This window comes from Cronobacter muytjensii ATCC 51329, from assembly GCF_001277195.1.
GTDB lineage: Bacteria > Pseudomonadota > Gammaproteobacteria > Enterobacterales > Enterobacteriaceae > Cronobacter > Cronobacter muytjensii.
The window spans coordinates 4,073,213-4,085,814 of record NZ_CP012268.1 but is presented as its reverse complement, the minus strand read 5'-3'; the positions used below and the strand labels follow the sequence as shown (position 1 = coordinate 4,085,814).

At 55.2% G+C, this 12,602-nt stretch carries 12 protein-coding genes; 5 read left to right on the top strand and 7 right to left on the bottom strand.

Annotated elements, in window-relative coordinates; translation table 11 throughout:
• Positions 1 to 124 precede the first annotated feature (124 nt).
• The 3 genes from glnL (at position 125) to AFK63_RS21355 (ending at position 2,824) form a co-directional block, all read left to right on the top strand.
• Complete coding sequence (glnL, locus tag AFK63_RS18685) at positions 125 to 1,174, top strand: nitrogen regulation protein NR(II) (protein WP_038866797.1); 1,050 nt, start codon at positions 125 to 127, stop codon at positions 1,172 to 1,174.
• A gap of 8 nt (positions 1,175 to 1,182) precedes the next feature.
• Positions 1,183 to 2,592 carry a nitrogen regulation protein NR(I) gene (gene glnG / locus AFK63_RS18680; protein WP_038866479.1) on the top strand — a complete coding sequence of 470 codons (1,410 nt, stop codon included), beginning with the start codon at positions 1,183 to 1,185 and terminating at the stop codon, positions 2,590 to 2,592.
• Positions 2,593 to 2,701: 109 nt separating this feature from the next.
• Positions 2,702 to 2,824 carry a YshB family small membrane protein gene (locus AFK63_RS21355; RefSeq protein WP_004387688.1) on the top strand — a complete coding sequence of 41 codons (123 nt, stop codon included), beginning with the start codon at positions 2,702 to 2,704 and terminating at the stop codon, positions 2,822 to 2,824.
• Positions 2,825 to 2,850: 26 nt separating this feature from the next.
• Here AFK63_RS21355 and hemN read toward each other — a convergent pair whose 3' ends face one another.
• Together hemN and yihI are read right to left on the bottom strand one after the other, a co-directional pair.
• Positions 2,851 to 4,224, bottom strand: a complete 1,374-nt coding sequence (hemN, locus tag AFK63_RS18675) for an oxygen-independent coproporphyrinogen III oxidase (protein WP_038866476.1) — start codon at positions 4,222 to 4,224, stop codon at positions 2,851 to 2,853.
• A 184-nt stretch (positions 4,225 to 4,408) separates the two neighbouring features.
• The gene (yihI, locus tag AFK63_RS18670; RefSeq protein ID WP_038866474.1) at positions 4,409 to 4,927 is read right to left on the bottom strand and encodes a Der GTPase-activating protein YihI; all 519 of its coding nucleotides are present in this window, start codon (positions 4,925 to 4,927) and stop codon (positions 4,409 to 4,411) included.
• Between the two features lie 590 nt (positions 4,928 to 5,517).
• On the opposite strand from yihI, the gene yihA reads away from it, so the two are divergent.
• Positions 5,518 to 6,153 (top strand): ribosome biogenesis GTP-binding protein YihA/YsxC, encoded by a 636-nt coding sequence (gene yihA, locus AFK63_RS18665; RefSeq protein WP_038866795.1) that lies wholly within the window; start codon positions 5,518 to 5,520, stop codon positions 6,151 to 6,153.
• A gap of 102 nt (positions 6,154 to 6,255) precedes the next feature.
• On the opposite strand, the gene AFK63_RS21875 is transcribed toward yihA, so the two are convergent.
• Positions 6,256 to 6,303: a spot 42 RNA, inhibition of DNA synthesis gene (locus tag AFK63_RS21875; protein WP_071892919.1), complete on the bottom strand. Its 48-nt coding sequence runs from the start codon at positions 6,301 to 6,303 to the stop codon at positions 6,256 to 6,258.
• A gap of 165 nt (positions 6,304 to 6,468) precedes the next feature.
• Positions 6,469 to 9,252 carry a DNA polymerase I gene (gene polA, locus AFK63_RS18660; protein ID WP_038866472.1) on the bottom strand — a complete coding sequence of 928 codons (2,784 nt, stop codon included), beginning with the start codon at positions 9,250 to 9,252 and terminating at the stop codon, positions 6,469 to 6,471.
• A gap of 428 nt (positions 9,253 to 9,680) precedes the next feature.
• Between polA and AFK63_RS18655 the strand changes: the two genes are divergently transcribed.
• A complete protein-coding gene (locus AFK63_RS18655) occupies positions 9,681 to 10,589 on the top strand; it encodes an acyltransferase (RefSeq protein ID WP_038866793.1) in 909 nt (302 codons plus the stop codon).
• A gap of 28 nt (positions 10,590 to 10,617) precedes the next feature.
• Here AFK63_RS18655 and dsbA read toward each other — a convergent pair whose 3' ends face one another.
• From dsbA to AFK63_RS18640, 3 genes are all read right to left on the bottom strand, one after another.
• On the bottom strand, positions 10,618 to 11,241 hold the full coding sequence (dsbA, locus tag AFK63_RS18650) for a thiol:disulfide interchange protein DsbA (protein ID WP_038866786.1): 624 nt from the start codon (positions 11,239 to 11,241) through the stop codon (positions 10,618 to 10,620).
• A gap of 27 nt (positions 11,242 to 11,268) precedes the next feature.
• On the bottom strand, positions 11,269 to 12,255 hold the full coding sequence (locus AFK63_RS18645; protein WP_038866470.1) for a serine/threonine protein kinase: 987 nt from the start codon (positions 12,253 to 12,255) through the stop codon (positions 11,269 to 11,271).
• A 76-nt stretch (positions 12,256 to 12,331) separates the two neighbouring features.
• Positions 12,332 to 12,601: a YihD family protein gene (locus tag AFK63_RS18640; RefSeq protein ID WP_038866469.1), complete on the bottom strand. Its 270-nt coding sequence runs from the start codon at positions 12,599 to 12,601 to the stop codon at positions 12,332 to 12,334.
• Position 12,602 lies beyond the last annotated feature (1 nt).

Here is a 12,602-nt window from a genome sequence, read left to right as displayed (position 1 = left end):
CCGTGGAAACTTTAGCCCATCTTCGGATGGGCTTTTTTCACCACCCGAAACCGGTTTTAACGTCTTTTTCATCGTTAAAACGCTATACTGCACTAAAATGGTGCAAAACCTGGGGGACTGCTGGATGGCAACAGGCACGCTGCCCGATGCTGGGCAGATCCTTAACGCATTAATCAATAGCATTCTGCTGGTCGACGACGACCTGGCAGTGCATTACGCCAATCCGGCGGCGCAGCAGTTGCTCGCGCAAAGTTCACGTAAGCTCTACGGCACGCCGTTACCGGAGCTGCTGAGTTATTTTTCCCTCAATATCAGCCTGATGCAGGAGAGCCTGAACGCAGGCCAGGGATTTACAGATAACGAAGTTACGCTGGTGATCGACGGTCGCTCACACATTCTTTCCCTGACGGCGCAACGTCTGCCGGATGGCCTGATCCTGCTGGAAATGGCCCCGATGGATAATCAGCGGCGTTTAAGCCAGGAACAACTCCAGCATGCCCAGCAGGTCGCGGCGCGCGATCTGGTGCGCGGGCTGGCGCATGAAATTAAAAACCCGCTCGGCGGCCTGCGTGGCGCGGCACAGTTGCTCACCCGCGCGCTGCCCGATCCGTCGCTGACCGAGTACACCAAAGTCATTATCGAACAGGCCGACCGCCTGCGTAATCTGGTGGACCGTCTGTTAGGGCCGCAGCAGCCGGGTATGCACGTTACCGAGAGCATTCATAAAGTGGCCGAACGCGTGGTGAAGCTGGTGTCGATGGAGCTGCCGGAAAACGTTCGGCTTCTGCGCGATTACGACCCAAGCCTGCCGGAATTTACTCATGATCCGGACCAGATAGAACAGGTGTTGCTGAATATCGTCCGTAATGCCCTCCAGGCGCTGGGCGAAGAAGGCGGTGAGATCACCTTGCGCACCCGCACCGCGTTTCAGCTGACGCTGCACGGCGTGCGTTACCGCCTGGCGGCGCGCATCGATGTGGAAGACAACGGGCCGGGCATCCCGGCGCATCTGCAGGATACGCTGTTTTACCCGATGGTCAGCGGCCGCGAAGGCGGCACCGGGCTGGGGCTTTCTATCGCCCGGAACCTTATCGATCAGCATTCGGGAAAAATCGAATTTAACAGTTGGCCAGGCCATACCGAATTTTCGGTTTTCCTGCCTATTCGGAAATAGAGGTGATTATGCAACGAGGGATTGTCTGGATCGTCGATGACGATAGCTCCATTCGCTGGGTGCTTGAGCGCGCGCTCACCGGAGCAGGCTTAAGCTGCACCACCTTTGAGAGCGGCAACGAGGTGCTGGACGCACTGAGTACCAAAACCCCGGACGTGCTGCTGTCGGATATCCGTATGCCGGGTATGGACGGCCTGACGCTGCTCAAACAGATTAAACAGCGCCACCCGATGCTTCCGGTCATCATTATGACGGCGCATTCCGATCTCGACGCTGCCGTCAGCGCGTATCAGCAGGGCGCGTTTGATTATCTGCCGAAGCCGTTTGATATCGATGAGGCGGTGGCGCTGGTTGAGCGCGCCATCAGCCATTATCAGGAGCAACAACAGCCGCGTAGCGCGCAGGTGTTCGGCCCGACGACGGACATCATCGGCGAAGCGCCGGCGATGCAGGATGTGTTTCGCATTATCGGGCGTCTTTCCCGCTCGTCCATCAGCGTGCTGATTAACGGCGAGTCAGGCACCGGTAAAGAGCTGGTGGCACATGCGCTCCACCGTCACAGCCCGCGCGTCAAAGCGCCGTTTATCGCGCTGAATATGGCGGCTATTCCCAAAGACCTTATCGAATCGGAGCTGTTCGGGCATGAGAAAGGCGCGTTTACGGGCGCTAACCAGATTCGTCAGGGCCGTTTTGAACAGGCAGACGGCGGCACGCTGTTTCTCGATGAAATCGGCGATATGCCGCTTGATGTGCAAACCCGTCTGCTGCGTGTGCTGGCGGACGGCCAGTTTTACCGCGTCGGCGGCTATGCGCCGGTCAAAGTGGACGTGCGCATTATCGCCGCGACGCACCAGAACCTGGAGCTGCGCGTTCAGGAGGGGAAATTCCGTGAGGATTTATTCCACCGCCTGAATGTGATCCGCGTGCATCTGCCGCCGCTGCGCGAGCGCCGCGAGGATATTCCGCGCCTGGCGCGTCATTTCCTGCAGGTAGCGGCGCGCGAGCTGGGCGTTGAAGCCAAACTGTTGCACCCGGAAACCGAAGCGGCGCTGACGCGTCTCGCATGGCCCGGCAACGTGCGTCAGCTGGAAAACACCTGCCGCTGGCTGACCGTCATGGCCGCAGGCCAGGAAGTGTTGATTCAGGATTTGCCTGCCGAACTGTTTGAAACCAGCGTGCCGGACGCGCCTTCGCAGACGCTCCCGGAAAGCTGGGCGACGCTGCTGGCGCACTGGGCCGACCGGGCGCTGCGCTCCGGTCATCAAAACCTGCTTTCCGAAGCGCAGCCGGAGATGGAGCGTACGCTTCTTACCACGGCGCTGCGACATACGCAGGGACACAAACAGGAAGCGGCCCGCCTGCTGGGCTGGGGGCGCAACACCCTGACGCGTAAGCTGAAAGAGCTGGGTATGGAGTAACAGGACGTACTGTGTAAAAAAGCGTTGTCGCGTACAAATTGCTCTAATTTTATACTTTACTGTCCGCCAGGCTTGAGTATGATCGGGCGCGTTTATGGGGGGAGTTGTTATGCTGGAATCACTGATCCATATCGCCACGCAAAGCGCAGAGGCGGGCGCCGCCGCAGGCCATACGCCCCAGACGGCGATTGCCGCCCTGCTGTGCGCAGCGCTGGTAAACTTCTTTAGTTAAAAAAAGCGGGCCTGTGCCCGCTTTTTTTATATCACGCGAGAGAACTGCTGTAGCCGCGCCTTCTGGCGCAGATAGACGTCAAAGCACATGCAGATGTTACGAATAAGCAGCCGCCCTTTCGCCGTAACGTTAATTTCACGCGCGTTAACCTCCACCAGCCCGTCTTTCGCCAGCGGCGTCAGCAGTTGCAGATCCTCAGCGAAGTAGTCGGCAAAACGAAGCCCCCACGCCTTTTCGATCGCGGCGAAATCGAGCCGGAAATTACAGATCAGCGCTTTGATGACGTCGCGGCGGATGCAGTCGTCGCGCGTCAGCGCAAGCCCGCGCCACAGCGCATTGCCCTGTTCGTCCACCGCCTGATAGTAACGCTTAAGCTCTTTCTGGTTCTGCGCATAGCAATCGCCAATCATGCTGATGGCCGACACGCCCAGCCCCAGCAGGTCAGTGTCGCCCTGCGTGGTGTAACCCTGAAAGTTGCGATGCAGCACACCGTCGCGCTGGGCGATAGCCAGCTCGTCATCCGGCTTTGCGAAGTGATCCATGCCGATAAACTGATAACCTGCCTGGGTAAGCGACTGGATCGTCTGCTGCAGGATATCCAGCTTCTGCTGCGCGGAAGGCAGATCGGCCTCTTTGATTTTGCGCTGCGCGGCAAACAGGGTCGGCAAATGGGCGTAATTAAAGACGCTCAGGCGGTCCGGGTTGAGTTCCGCCACGCGTTGCAGCGTAAAGGCGAAGCTTTCAGGGGTCTGCTTCGGCAGGCCGTAGATTAAATCGATATTGGCTGATGTGAAGCCGACGTCGCGCGCGCGCTTAATGAGCGCAAAGATGAATGCTTCATCCTGCTCGCGGTTAACCAGCCGCTGTACCTCTTTATTGAAATCCTGCACGCCCATGCTGAGGCGGCGAAAACCTTCAGCGTAGAGGTGATCCAGCACGTCGAGTTCAATTTCGCGCGGGTCGACTTCAATCGAGATTTCGGCATCGTCGTTAAAGTGAAAATTTGCGCGTAACAGGCTCATCAGACGGCTGATTTGCGCCTTGCTGAGGTAAGTCGGCGTGCCGCCGCCCCAGTGGAGCTGGCTGACGCGACGTCCGGCGAAAAGCGGCGCGCGATGTACTATCTCCTGCTCCAGCATATCGAGGTACTGATCGGCCTTATGCTGCTGGCGGGTGACGATTTTATTGCAGCCGCAGAAGTAGCAGAGCTTGTGGCAGAAAGGGATATGGACGTAGAGCGAGAGCGGCCTGTCAGGATAGCGCGCGACCGCGCGGCTAAAATCGGCCTCGCCAAACGCCTCGGAAAACTCCAGCGCGGTGGGATACGAAGTATAGCGCGGTCCGGAATAGTTATATTTCTGGATAAGGGCCAGATCCCAGTCAATCACCTGCTCAGACATACTCACTCCTTCCGACGGTTTCGCCGACGCGTTCGGCGAACTGGCCCACCCGGATGGCGGGTGATAAGCCGGCTGCGCAGCCACTTCTGGCGCCGCGACAGCCGGTGTAGTTTAACGAATAACCACACCAGATAACATACTATCGGAAGGAGTATAAGCAGGACGGTTGGGCCCATCGGAAGGGTTAGTTACCGCCCTTGAGCAGACGCATCATATCTTCCTGCTGCTCTTCCTCTTCTTCGTCATCGTCGTAAGAGAGGCCGAGCTGCTGCATCAGTTCATCAATACGATCGAGACGGGAATCGACCCAGGCCTGATCCTCGGCGCTCAGGGTTTCGCCGCCTTCCAGGCGCTCCAGCAGCGCGTCCAGGCGCTCATCATTCTCCAGCATGTCCAGCTCTTCCTGCGGTGACAACATAGGTTTCTCACTTTTAGGTTGTTGGTGCTTCTGAGGCCTGGTGTCCTGAGCGTCGCTGACGCCAAGCGGAATCGGTTTTTTGCTGCCAATGCGCGGATCGTGCTGTTTTGACTGACTGGAGGATTTTCCGGACGCGCTGGCGCCCGTCGCGCGGCTGCCCGGCGCATGCCCGCGGTGCTTTTTATCGCGCTTACGGTCGCGCGCTTCCTGATTTAATTCTTCACGCGTTTTACGGCGAGCTTTAGCGGGGCCTTTGCCACGCACAGAGGATGAGGGTTGCTTCATGATTTATCGTCTTGGGCCGTTTTAAACAGTATAGAATTGCGGCGGAATCTAGCAGAAAGCAAGTAAAGAAAAAAGGCGACAGGTAAACCTGTCGCCTTTTTTCCTGACTTTTTAACCGGTCACCGGTATCCACCGTCCTGGTGCGCTTACAACCAACCCTGTTTTTCCTTCAGCCGACAACGCTCCGTGTCGTATTTCCTTATCCCTGTTAACGTCTCCGACGTTTACCGTCCTGGTATGCTGTGTGCTTCGTCACCCTGACGCTCCAGACCCCTCATCCTGAGTTATTATCCGTTGCGACACTCCGTTGTCCGTGAGGCTTACTTTACCAGCATGAACGGTGGGCTCAAGCCGTTAACGGCCTCAAATGTCTATTTTCGGACATTTCTGCAAGGTTAACCCACTGTTTTTACTTAAGTAAAACTTAAGGGTCGCTTTTTCAGGCAGCCAAAATCTCAACGCAGAACGGGCGAATCTCTTACACAACTCCCGGGCATTTTGTAAGCCAGCGGAGAGAACAACAGCCTTTTAGCCCTGTTCAGGTATAATCGCGGCTATTGCTTAAGCTTATCCTGACGGAGACGACCGTTTTGACTCAGTTGAACTATCAACAGACGCACTTTGTAACCAGCGCGCCGGATATTCGCCATCTTCCCGCCGACACTGGCATCGAAGTGGCTTTCGCTGGCCGCTCCAACGCCGGGAAATCGAGCGCGCTGAATACGCTCACCAATCAGAAAAGCCTGGCGCGTACCAGTAAAACGCCGGGACGCACGCAGCTTATCAACCTGTTCGAAGTGGCCGACGGCAAGCGCCTGGTAGACCTGCCCGGCTACGGCTATGCCGAAGTGCCGGAAGAGATGAAGCGCAAATGGCAGCGCGCGCTGGGGGAGTACCTGGAAAAACGCCTGTGCCTGAAAGGTCTGGTGGTGCTGATGGATATCCGTCACCCGCTAAAAGATCTCGACCAGCAGATGATCGAATGGGCTGTGGACAGCGATATTCCCGTTCTGGTGCTGCTGACCAAAGCCGATAAGCTGGCGAGCGGCGCGCGTAAAGCGCAGCTGAATCTGGTACGTGAAGCGGTCACCGCCTTTAACGGCGACGTGCAGGTAGAGGTGTTTTCTTCACTTAAGAAGATGGGCGTGGATAAACTGCGCGACAAGCTGGACAGCTGGTTTAACGGCCTGCCGCCGATGACCGAAGATAACGCTGCGCAAGAATAACCTTTCACCGGCGCGGGCCTGGCTCGCGCGTCTTTGTTCGAAATCTTTTTTAGACGCAATAAAAAACGCCCCAGTCATTTCTGACTGGGGCGGCTAAAATATTCAGCCAAATCCGATTACGTGAAGTAAAAGGTCTGAAAGATAGAACATCTTACCTCTGTACCCTACATCGCTAACTTTACCCTTTTTTTATGACGGGAAAAAGCACTTTTTGTAATTTCTTTTCATTCTTTACATAGCAATTTCTAATGATTATCACAAAAATCTATTAGTTATGTTGCTAAGTTACAAAAGCGCGTTCTCACCGTTCAGGGGTTAATGCGCCTGATCCCAGTTCTCGCCACTACCGACTTCCACCAGCAACGGCACGTCCAGTTTCATGCTGTTTTCCATCAGTTCATGGATTTTCTGCGACACCGCTTCGACATCATCTTTATGCACTTCAAACACCAGTTCATCATGCACCTGCATGATCATTTTCACGCGCGGCTGCTCTTTCTGCAGCCAGCCGTCGACCGCAATCATGGCGCGTTTGATGATATCCGCTGCGGTGCCCTGCATCGGCGCGTTAATCGCCGCGCGTTCCGCGCCTGCGCGCCTTGCTGCATTGCTGGCGTTGATATCCGGCAGATAGAGACGACGTCCATCCAGCGTTTCCACATAGCCCTGCTCTTTCGCCTGCTTGCGGGTGCGCTCCATATACTCCAGCACGCCGGGGTAGCGCTCGAAGTAGAGATCCATGTACTTCTGCGACTCTTTACGCGGGATATTCAGCTGGCGCGACAGCCCGAACGCGCTCATACCGTAGATGAGACCAAAGTTAATCGCCTTGGCGCTGCGGCGCTGCTCGTTAGAGACGCTGTCCAGCGGCAGGCCAAAGACTTCCGCCGCGGTTGCGCGGTGGATATCCTTGCCCTCGGCAAAAGCGCTAAGCAGCCCTTTGTCGCGCGACAGATGCGCCATAATGCGCAGCTCAATTTGCGAGTAGTCCGCAGAGACAATCACGTAATCCTCCGGCGCGATAAACGCCTGGCGAATGCGACGGCCTTCATCGTTACGCACCGGGATGTTTTGCAGGTTCGGGTCGGTAGAAGAGAGACGCCCGGTTGCGGTGACCGCCTGGTGATACGAGGTATGCACGCGGCCGGTTTTCGGGTTGATCATCTGCGGTAGCTTGTCGGTGTAGGTCGATTTCAGCTTCGCGAGCCCGCGGTATTGCAGAATGACTTTCGGCAAGGGGTAATCGAGCGCCAGCTCCTCCAGCACCTCTTCTGACGTGGACGGCGCGCCGCCCGGCGTTTTCTTCATCGGCTTGATACCCTGTTTTTCAAACAGAATGGTTTGCAGCTGTTTGGTAGAGGAGAGATTAAACGGCTCGCCGGCGATCTCATGGGCTTTTTGCTCAAGTTCAGCAAGCTTATGGGCAATCTCCTGCGAATGCGCGTGCAGCACCGCCGGATCGATTTTTACGCCATTACGCTCAATACGCGACAGCACCGGCACCAGCGGCATTTCGATATGTTCAAAGATATTCAGCGGGCCTTTGTGTTGCTGGAGTTTCGGCCACATTTTCAGGTGCAGCTGGAGCGTGACGTCCGCATCTTCCGCCGCATAGCGTCCGGCCTGTTCGAGATCTATCTGGTTGAACGTGAGCTGATTTTTGCCCTTGCCTGCGATCTGCTCAAACGTGATGGTGGTGTGCTTAAGCCAGCGGCTGGAGAGGCTGTCCATATCGTGGCGGCCAGAGACGCTGTCCAGCATGTAGGATTCCAGCATCGTGTCGAAGACGATACCGCGCAGCTCAATGCCGTAGTTCTGCAAAATGCCGCGGTCGAACTTCAGATTCTGGCCCACTTTCACCAGCTTTTCATCTTCGAGCAGCGGTTTTAGTAATTCGAGTACGCGATCGCGGGCGAGCTGGTCCGGCGCGTCCAGATAGTCATGCGCGACCGGAATGTAAGCCGCAAGGCCCGGCTCGGTGGCAAAGGAAATGCCGACCAGGTTGGCTGTCAGGTTATCAAGGCTGTCGGTTTCGGTATCAACCGCCACTACCGGCGCTTTTCTGATGCGTGCAATCCACTCCACCAGCGTTTCTTCATCAAGGATAGTGACGTAGCGCTCCGCAGAGAGCGCGACGGCCTCTTCTTCCGGCTCCGCCTCAACAACAATGGTTTCTGTTGGTTTCGCCGCGGGTTTGCCTCGCGACTGCAGCCATTTGCCGGCTTCCAGGTCGGACGTCCAGCGTTTGAATTCGTACTGTCTGAAGAGGGTAAGCAGTTCATCGGCCAGCGGCTGCTGAACTTCAAGGCGGTCGTGGCTCAGCTCCAGCTCCACGTCGGTTTTAATGGTCGCCAGCTGATACGAGAGGTATGCCACCTCTTTGTTCTGCTCAAGCTTCGCCGCCATGGTTTTGGCGCCGCGGAAGGAAAGCTCCGCGATTTTCTCCGGGTTCGCGTAGAGCGCGTCCAGACCGCCGAGCCCCTGCAGCAGCGCCTGGGCGGTTTTTTCGCCGACGCCCGGCACGCCCGGAATGTTATCGGATGAGTCGCCCATCAGCGCCAGGAAATCGATAATCAGCTCCGGCGGCACGCCATATTTCGCACACACTTCTTCCGGCCCCAGTACCGTGTTGGTCATGGTATTGATAAGCGTGACGTCTGGCGTCACAAGCTGGGCCATATCTTTATCGCCGGTACTGATAAGCACCGCGCGGCCCGCCGCCGCCGCTTCTTTTGCGAGCGTACCGATAACGTCGTCCGCTTCCACGCCGGACACCGCCAGCAGCGGTAACCCCATCGCTTTCACCATCGCGTGCAGCGGCTCAATCTGCGCGCGCAGATCGTCGGGCATCGGCGGACGATGGGATTTATAGTGCTCGAACAGTTCGTCACGGAAGGTTTTCCCTTTGGCGTCAAACACCACGGCAGCATGGGTGGGCTGGTACTGCAGTATCAGGCTGCGCAGCATATTCAGCACGCCATACATCGCGCCTGTGGGCTCGCCCGCGCTGTTAGTCAGGGGCGGAAACGCGTGATACGCCCGATACAGATAAGAAGAGCCATCGACGAGAATAAGGGGATTTTCTGGGATCTGAACCATAATGTCCGTGCCTGATAATGAAGTTATGGATAAAGGATGCCATAGCCTGGCGCAAAACATGAAACCCAAAGGGCCGATCGGCCAGAAAGTTTTGTCGATCCGCGCGATCGCTCGCAACCCGCCCTGTGGATAACTTTGTGCACAAAAACCTAAGCTATTAATAACGCGACATAAAAATGTAGCGAAGCGCTACAAATCATCTAAAAAATCAGACAGTTATAAAATTCCTGTCGCTGCTAATTATTTTTTAGCGGAAAAGTTTTATTGTGGATATAAAAAATGGCGTTTGCCGGTTCGCTTTTTTAGCGCATAAAACCCACTGTTATTCATTCCGCGTTACGTTCAGCCACATCACGGCTGAACGTTTTCTGTTAGAATCTGCGCCCTCTGCCGACCCCGGCATTTTATCTGACTGCCTGAAAACTATGATGTTGAGATTACGCGCCGCGGCGACGCTACTGTTGAGCGTTGTGCTGGCTATTGTGGTTACCATTTTATGCTCCGTACCGATTATCCTTGCCGGAATAATTAAACTGCTGCTGCCTTTTCCTGCCGTCTGGCGCTCTATTTCCAGCTTCTGTAATTTTATGATGTATTGCTGGTGCGAAGGGCTGGCGTTACTGCTGCACCTGAATCCCCATCTCAAATGGGATGTGGAAGGACTGGAAGGTCTGAATAAAAAGAGCTGGTATTTGCTTATCAGTAATCATCATAGCTGGGCCGATATTGTGGTGCTGTGCGTGTTGTTTCGTAAGCATATTCCAATGAATAAATATTTTCTTAAACAACAACTTGCCTGGGCGCCGTTTATTGGCCTCGCCTGCTGGGCACTGGATATGCCTTTTATGCGACGTTATTCCCGCAGCTATTTATTGCGCCATCCGGAACGCCGCGGTAAAGATGTCGAAACCACACGTCGCTCTTGCGAGAAATTCCGGCACAACCCCACCACGATTGTAAATTTCGTTGAAGGCTCACGTTTTACCGAAGAAAAACAGCGACAGCTGCGCTCGCCATTTATGCATTTGCTTGCGCCGAAAGCCGCAGGCATTGCCATGGCGCTGAATGTGCTGGGAAAGCAATTCGACAAAATGTTAAACGTGACGCTCTGCTATCCGGAAAATAACCGCACGCCGTTTTACGACATGCTGAGCGGAAAGCTGACGCGTATTGTGGTGCGAATTCATTTATTACCGCTGGATGCGTCACTGCATGGTGATTACGTTAACGATAAAAGTTTTAAACGGCATTTTCAGCAGTGGCTGAACGGGCTGTGGAACGAAAAAGATGCCGAGCTTGACGCACTGTATCAGGCGCACAAAAAAGCCGGTCATTGACCGGCTTTTCTTTTACCAGGCGTGCCGATTATTTCTTGCTGAGCAGGAAGTTTACGGTATCCGCATATTGCTGAACGAATACGTCCATATTGCTGGTATCCATGCCCTGCGGGTTCAGCTGGTATTTGCCGTTCACGTACATGGCAGGTACTCCCTGCAGACCGACATCCGCCGCCGCTTTTTCCTGCTGGGCGACCAGCGATTTCACGACAAAGCTGTTCCAGGCCGCGTCATATTCTTCCGGCTTCACGCCCGCATCGATAAAGACTTTACGGATATCGGCTGGCGTTTGTACGGTCTGGGTTTTCTGTACGGCTTCAAACATCGGCGCCGTGATTTTATCTTCGATGCCCATCGCCATCGCCACAGCCCACGCCTGTGTCAGGTCTTTACCCAGCGGGCCCAGGAATTCAACGTGGTATTTGGTCATTTTGGTGCCTGCCGGCAGCTTTTTCTTCACGTTGTCAGAAACGTGCAGCACTTCTTCAAACTGGTAGCAGTGCGGGCAGTAGAAGGAAAAGAACTCCATGACCTGCGGCGCGCCAGCGACCGGTTTTTCCAGCGTGTTGTATTGCTTACCGTCAGTGTAGTCGGCAGCGGATACGCTGAATGCCATCACCATACCGGCCAGCGCCAGCCAAATCTTCTTCATCATTTACTCTCTCCTGAATATTACTGATCAATACATTGGCGTTAATTGTAGAGGAGGCGCATTGAGCGCCCGAATTTGCTCGTTAAAGGTCGCCGTCTGACGGCGCCAGAAATCTTCTTCAGCAAGCCAGGGGAAATTGCGCGGAAACGCGGGATCTTCCCAGCGACGGATAAGCCAGGCCAGATAGTAGACCTGGCGCATCGCGCGCAGCGGCTCTATCAGCTCCAGCTCTTTAATATTAAAGGACGTGAATTCTTCATAGGCTTCGAGGATAGTTTCCATCTGCATACGCTGCTCGGCGGCGTCGCCGTTCAGTAGCATCCAGAGATCCTGAATGGCCGGGCCGTTACGGGCATCATCAAGATCGACAAAGAGTGGGCCGTCGCGCCAGAGAATATTACCCGGATGGCAGTCGCCATGCAGGCGCAGCGCGTCATAACCGGGCTGCCAGCGCGCGGTAACGGCCGCCGTAAGCGCATCAGTCGCCTGTAAAAACGCGGCTTTAAGCGAGGCAGGGATTAGCGTGCTTGTCTCATAGGCCGCGCGCGGCTCCAGCAGGTATTCGTTGATGCCGATGGTGGGGCGATGTAAGAAGAGGCGCTGCTTGCCGGTCTGATGGATACGACCCAGATAGCGCCCGACCCACTCCATATGATCGAGGTTATCCGTTTCATACTGACGGCCGCCGAGGCCCGGGAAAACGGCAAACATAAAGCCGTCATGCGTTAACAGCGTATCGCCATTAAGACGCAGCGGCGCCGCCACGGGCACTTCGTCGGTTTCCAGCTCAAGCGCGAAATGATGCTCTTCACGGATTTGGTCAGGGCTCCAGCGGTGCGGGCGGTAAAATTTCACGACGAAACGTTTACGATCTTCATCCTGAAAAAGATAAACGCGGTTTTCAAAGCTATTGAGCGCGGTTAAGCCAGAATCCACACGAATGCCGTGTTCAAACAGGGCATCCATAATGGTATCTGGCTGAAGCGTCTGGAAAGTAAAAGCGTTATCTGTCATCCCGATATCCGGAAAACACAAGCAATGCTTCAGGATATCATTTCGCAGCGCGAGCGAGAGCTTCTCTTACAAGCTTTTACTCTTTAATCACGCCGCGGGCACGCAGCAACGCCGTTTTGAAATCATCTTCGTAATCCTTCTGGATGCCAGGGATCACGGCGTCTTTATCGGCATCGCGCATTTTTAACTGATAAATCAGAATATCATCGGTAAGATCGGCCAGTTCGCCGGTGAAGCCAGACTCGGCAGCCAGCTTTTGCAGAAATTCCAGCAGGTTGAGATCCGGTTCTTTTTCCCAGGCGGGATGAAGCAACTCAATAACTTCATTAAGACGTTTGCATTTCATG

Bases quoted from the DNA above. Each gene is read 5' to 3' on its own strand.
- glnL (WP_038866797.1), top strand. From the start codon at position 125: ATGGCAACAGGCACGCTGCCCGATGCTGGGCAGATCCTTAACGCATTA.
- glnG (WP_038866479.1), top strand. From the start codon at position 1,183: ATGCAACGAGGGATTGTCTGGATCGTCGATGACGATAGCTCCATTCGC.
- AFK63_RS21355 (WP_004387688.1), top strand. From the start codon at position 2,702: ATGCTGGAATCACTGATCCATATCGCCACGCAAAGCGCAGAGGCGGGC.
- hemN (WP_038866476.1), bottom strand. From the start codon at position 4,224: ATGTCTGAGCAGGTGATTGACTGGGATCTGGCCCTTATCCAGAAATAT.
- yihI (WP_038866474.1), bottom strand. From the start codon at position 4,927: ATGAAGCAACCCTCATCCTCTGTGCGTGGCAAAGGCCCCGCTAAAGCT.
- polA (WP_038866472.1), bottom strand. From the start codon at position 9,252: ATGGTTCAGATCCCAGAAAATCCCCTTATTCTCGTCGATGGCTCTTCT.
- AFK63_RS18655 (WP_038866793.1), top strand. From the start codon at position 9,681: ATGTTGAGATTACGCGCCGCGGCGACGCTACTGTTGAGCGTTGTGCTG.
- dsbA (WP_038866786.1), bottom strand. From the start codon at position 11,241: ATGAAGAAGATTTGGCTGGCGCTGGCCGGTATGGTGATGGCATTCAGC.
- AFK63_RS18645 (WP_038866470.1), bottom strand. From the start codon at position 12,255: ATGACAGATAACGCTTTTACTTTCCAGACGCTTCAGCCAGATACCATT.
- AFK63_RS18640 (WP_038866469.1), bottom strand. From the start codon at position 12,601: ATGAAATGCAAACGTCTTAATGAAGTTATTGAGTTGCTTCATCCCGCC.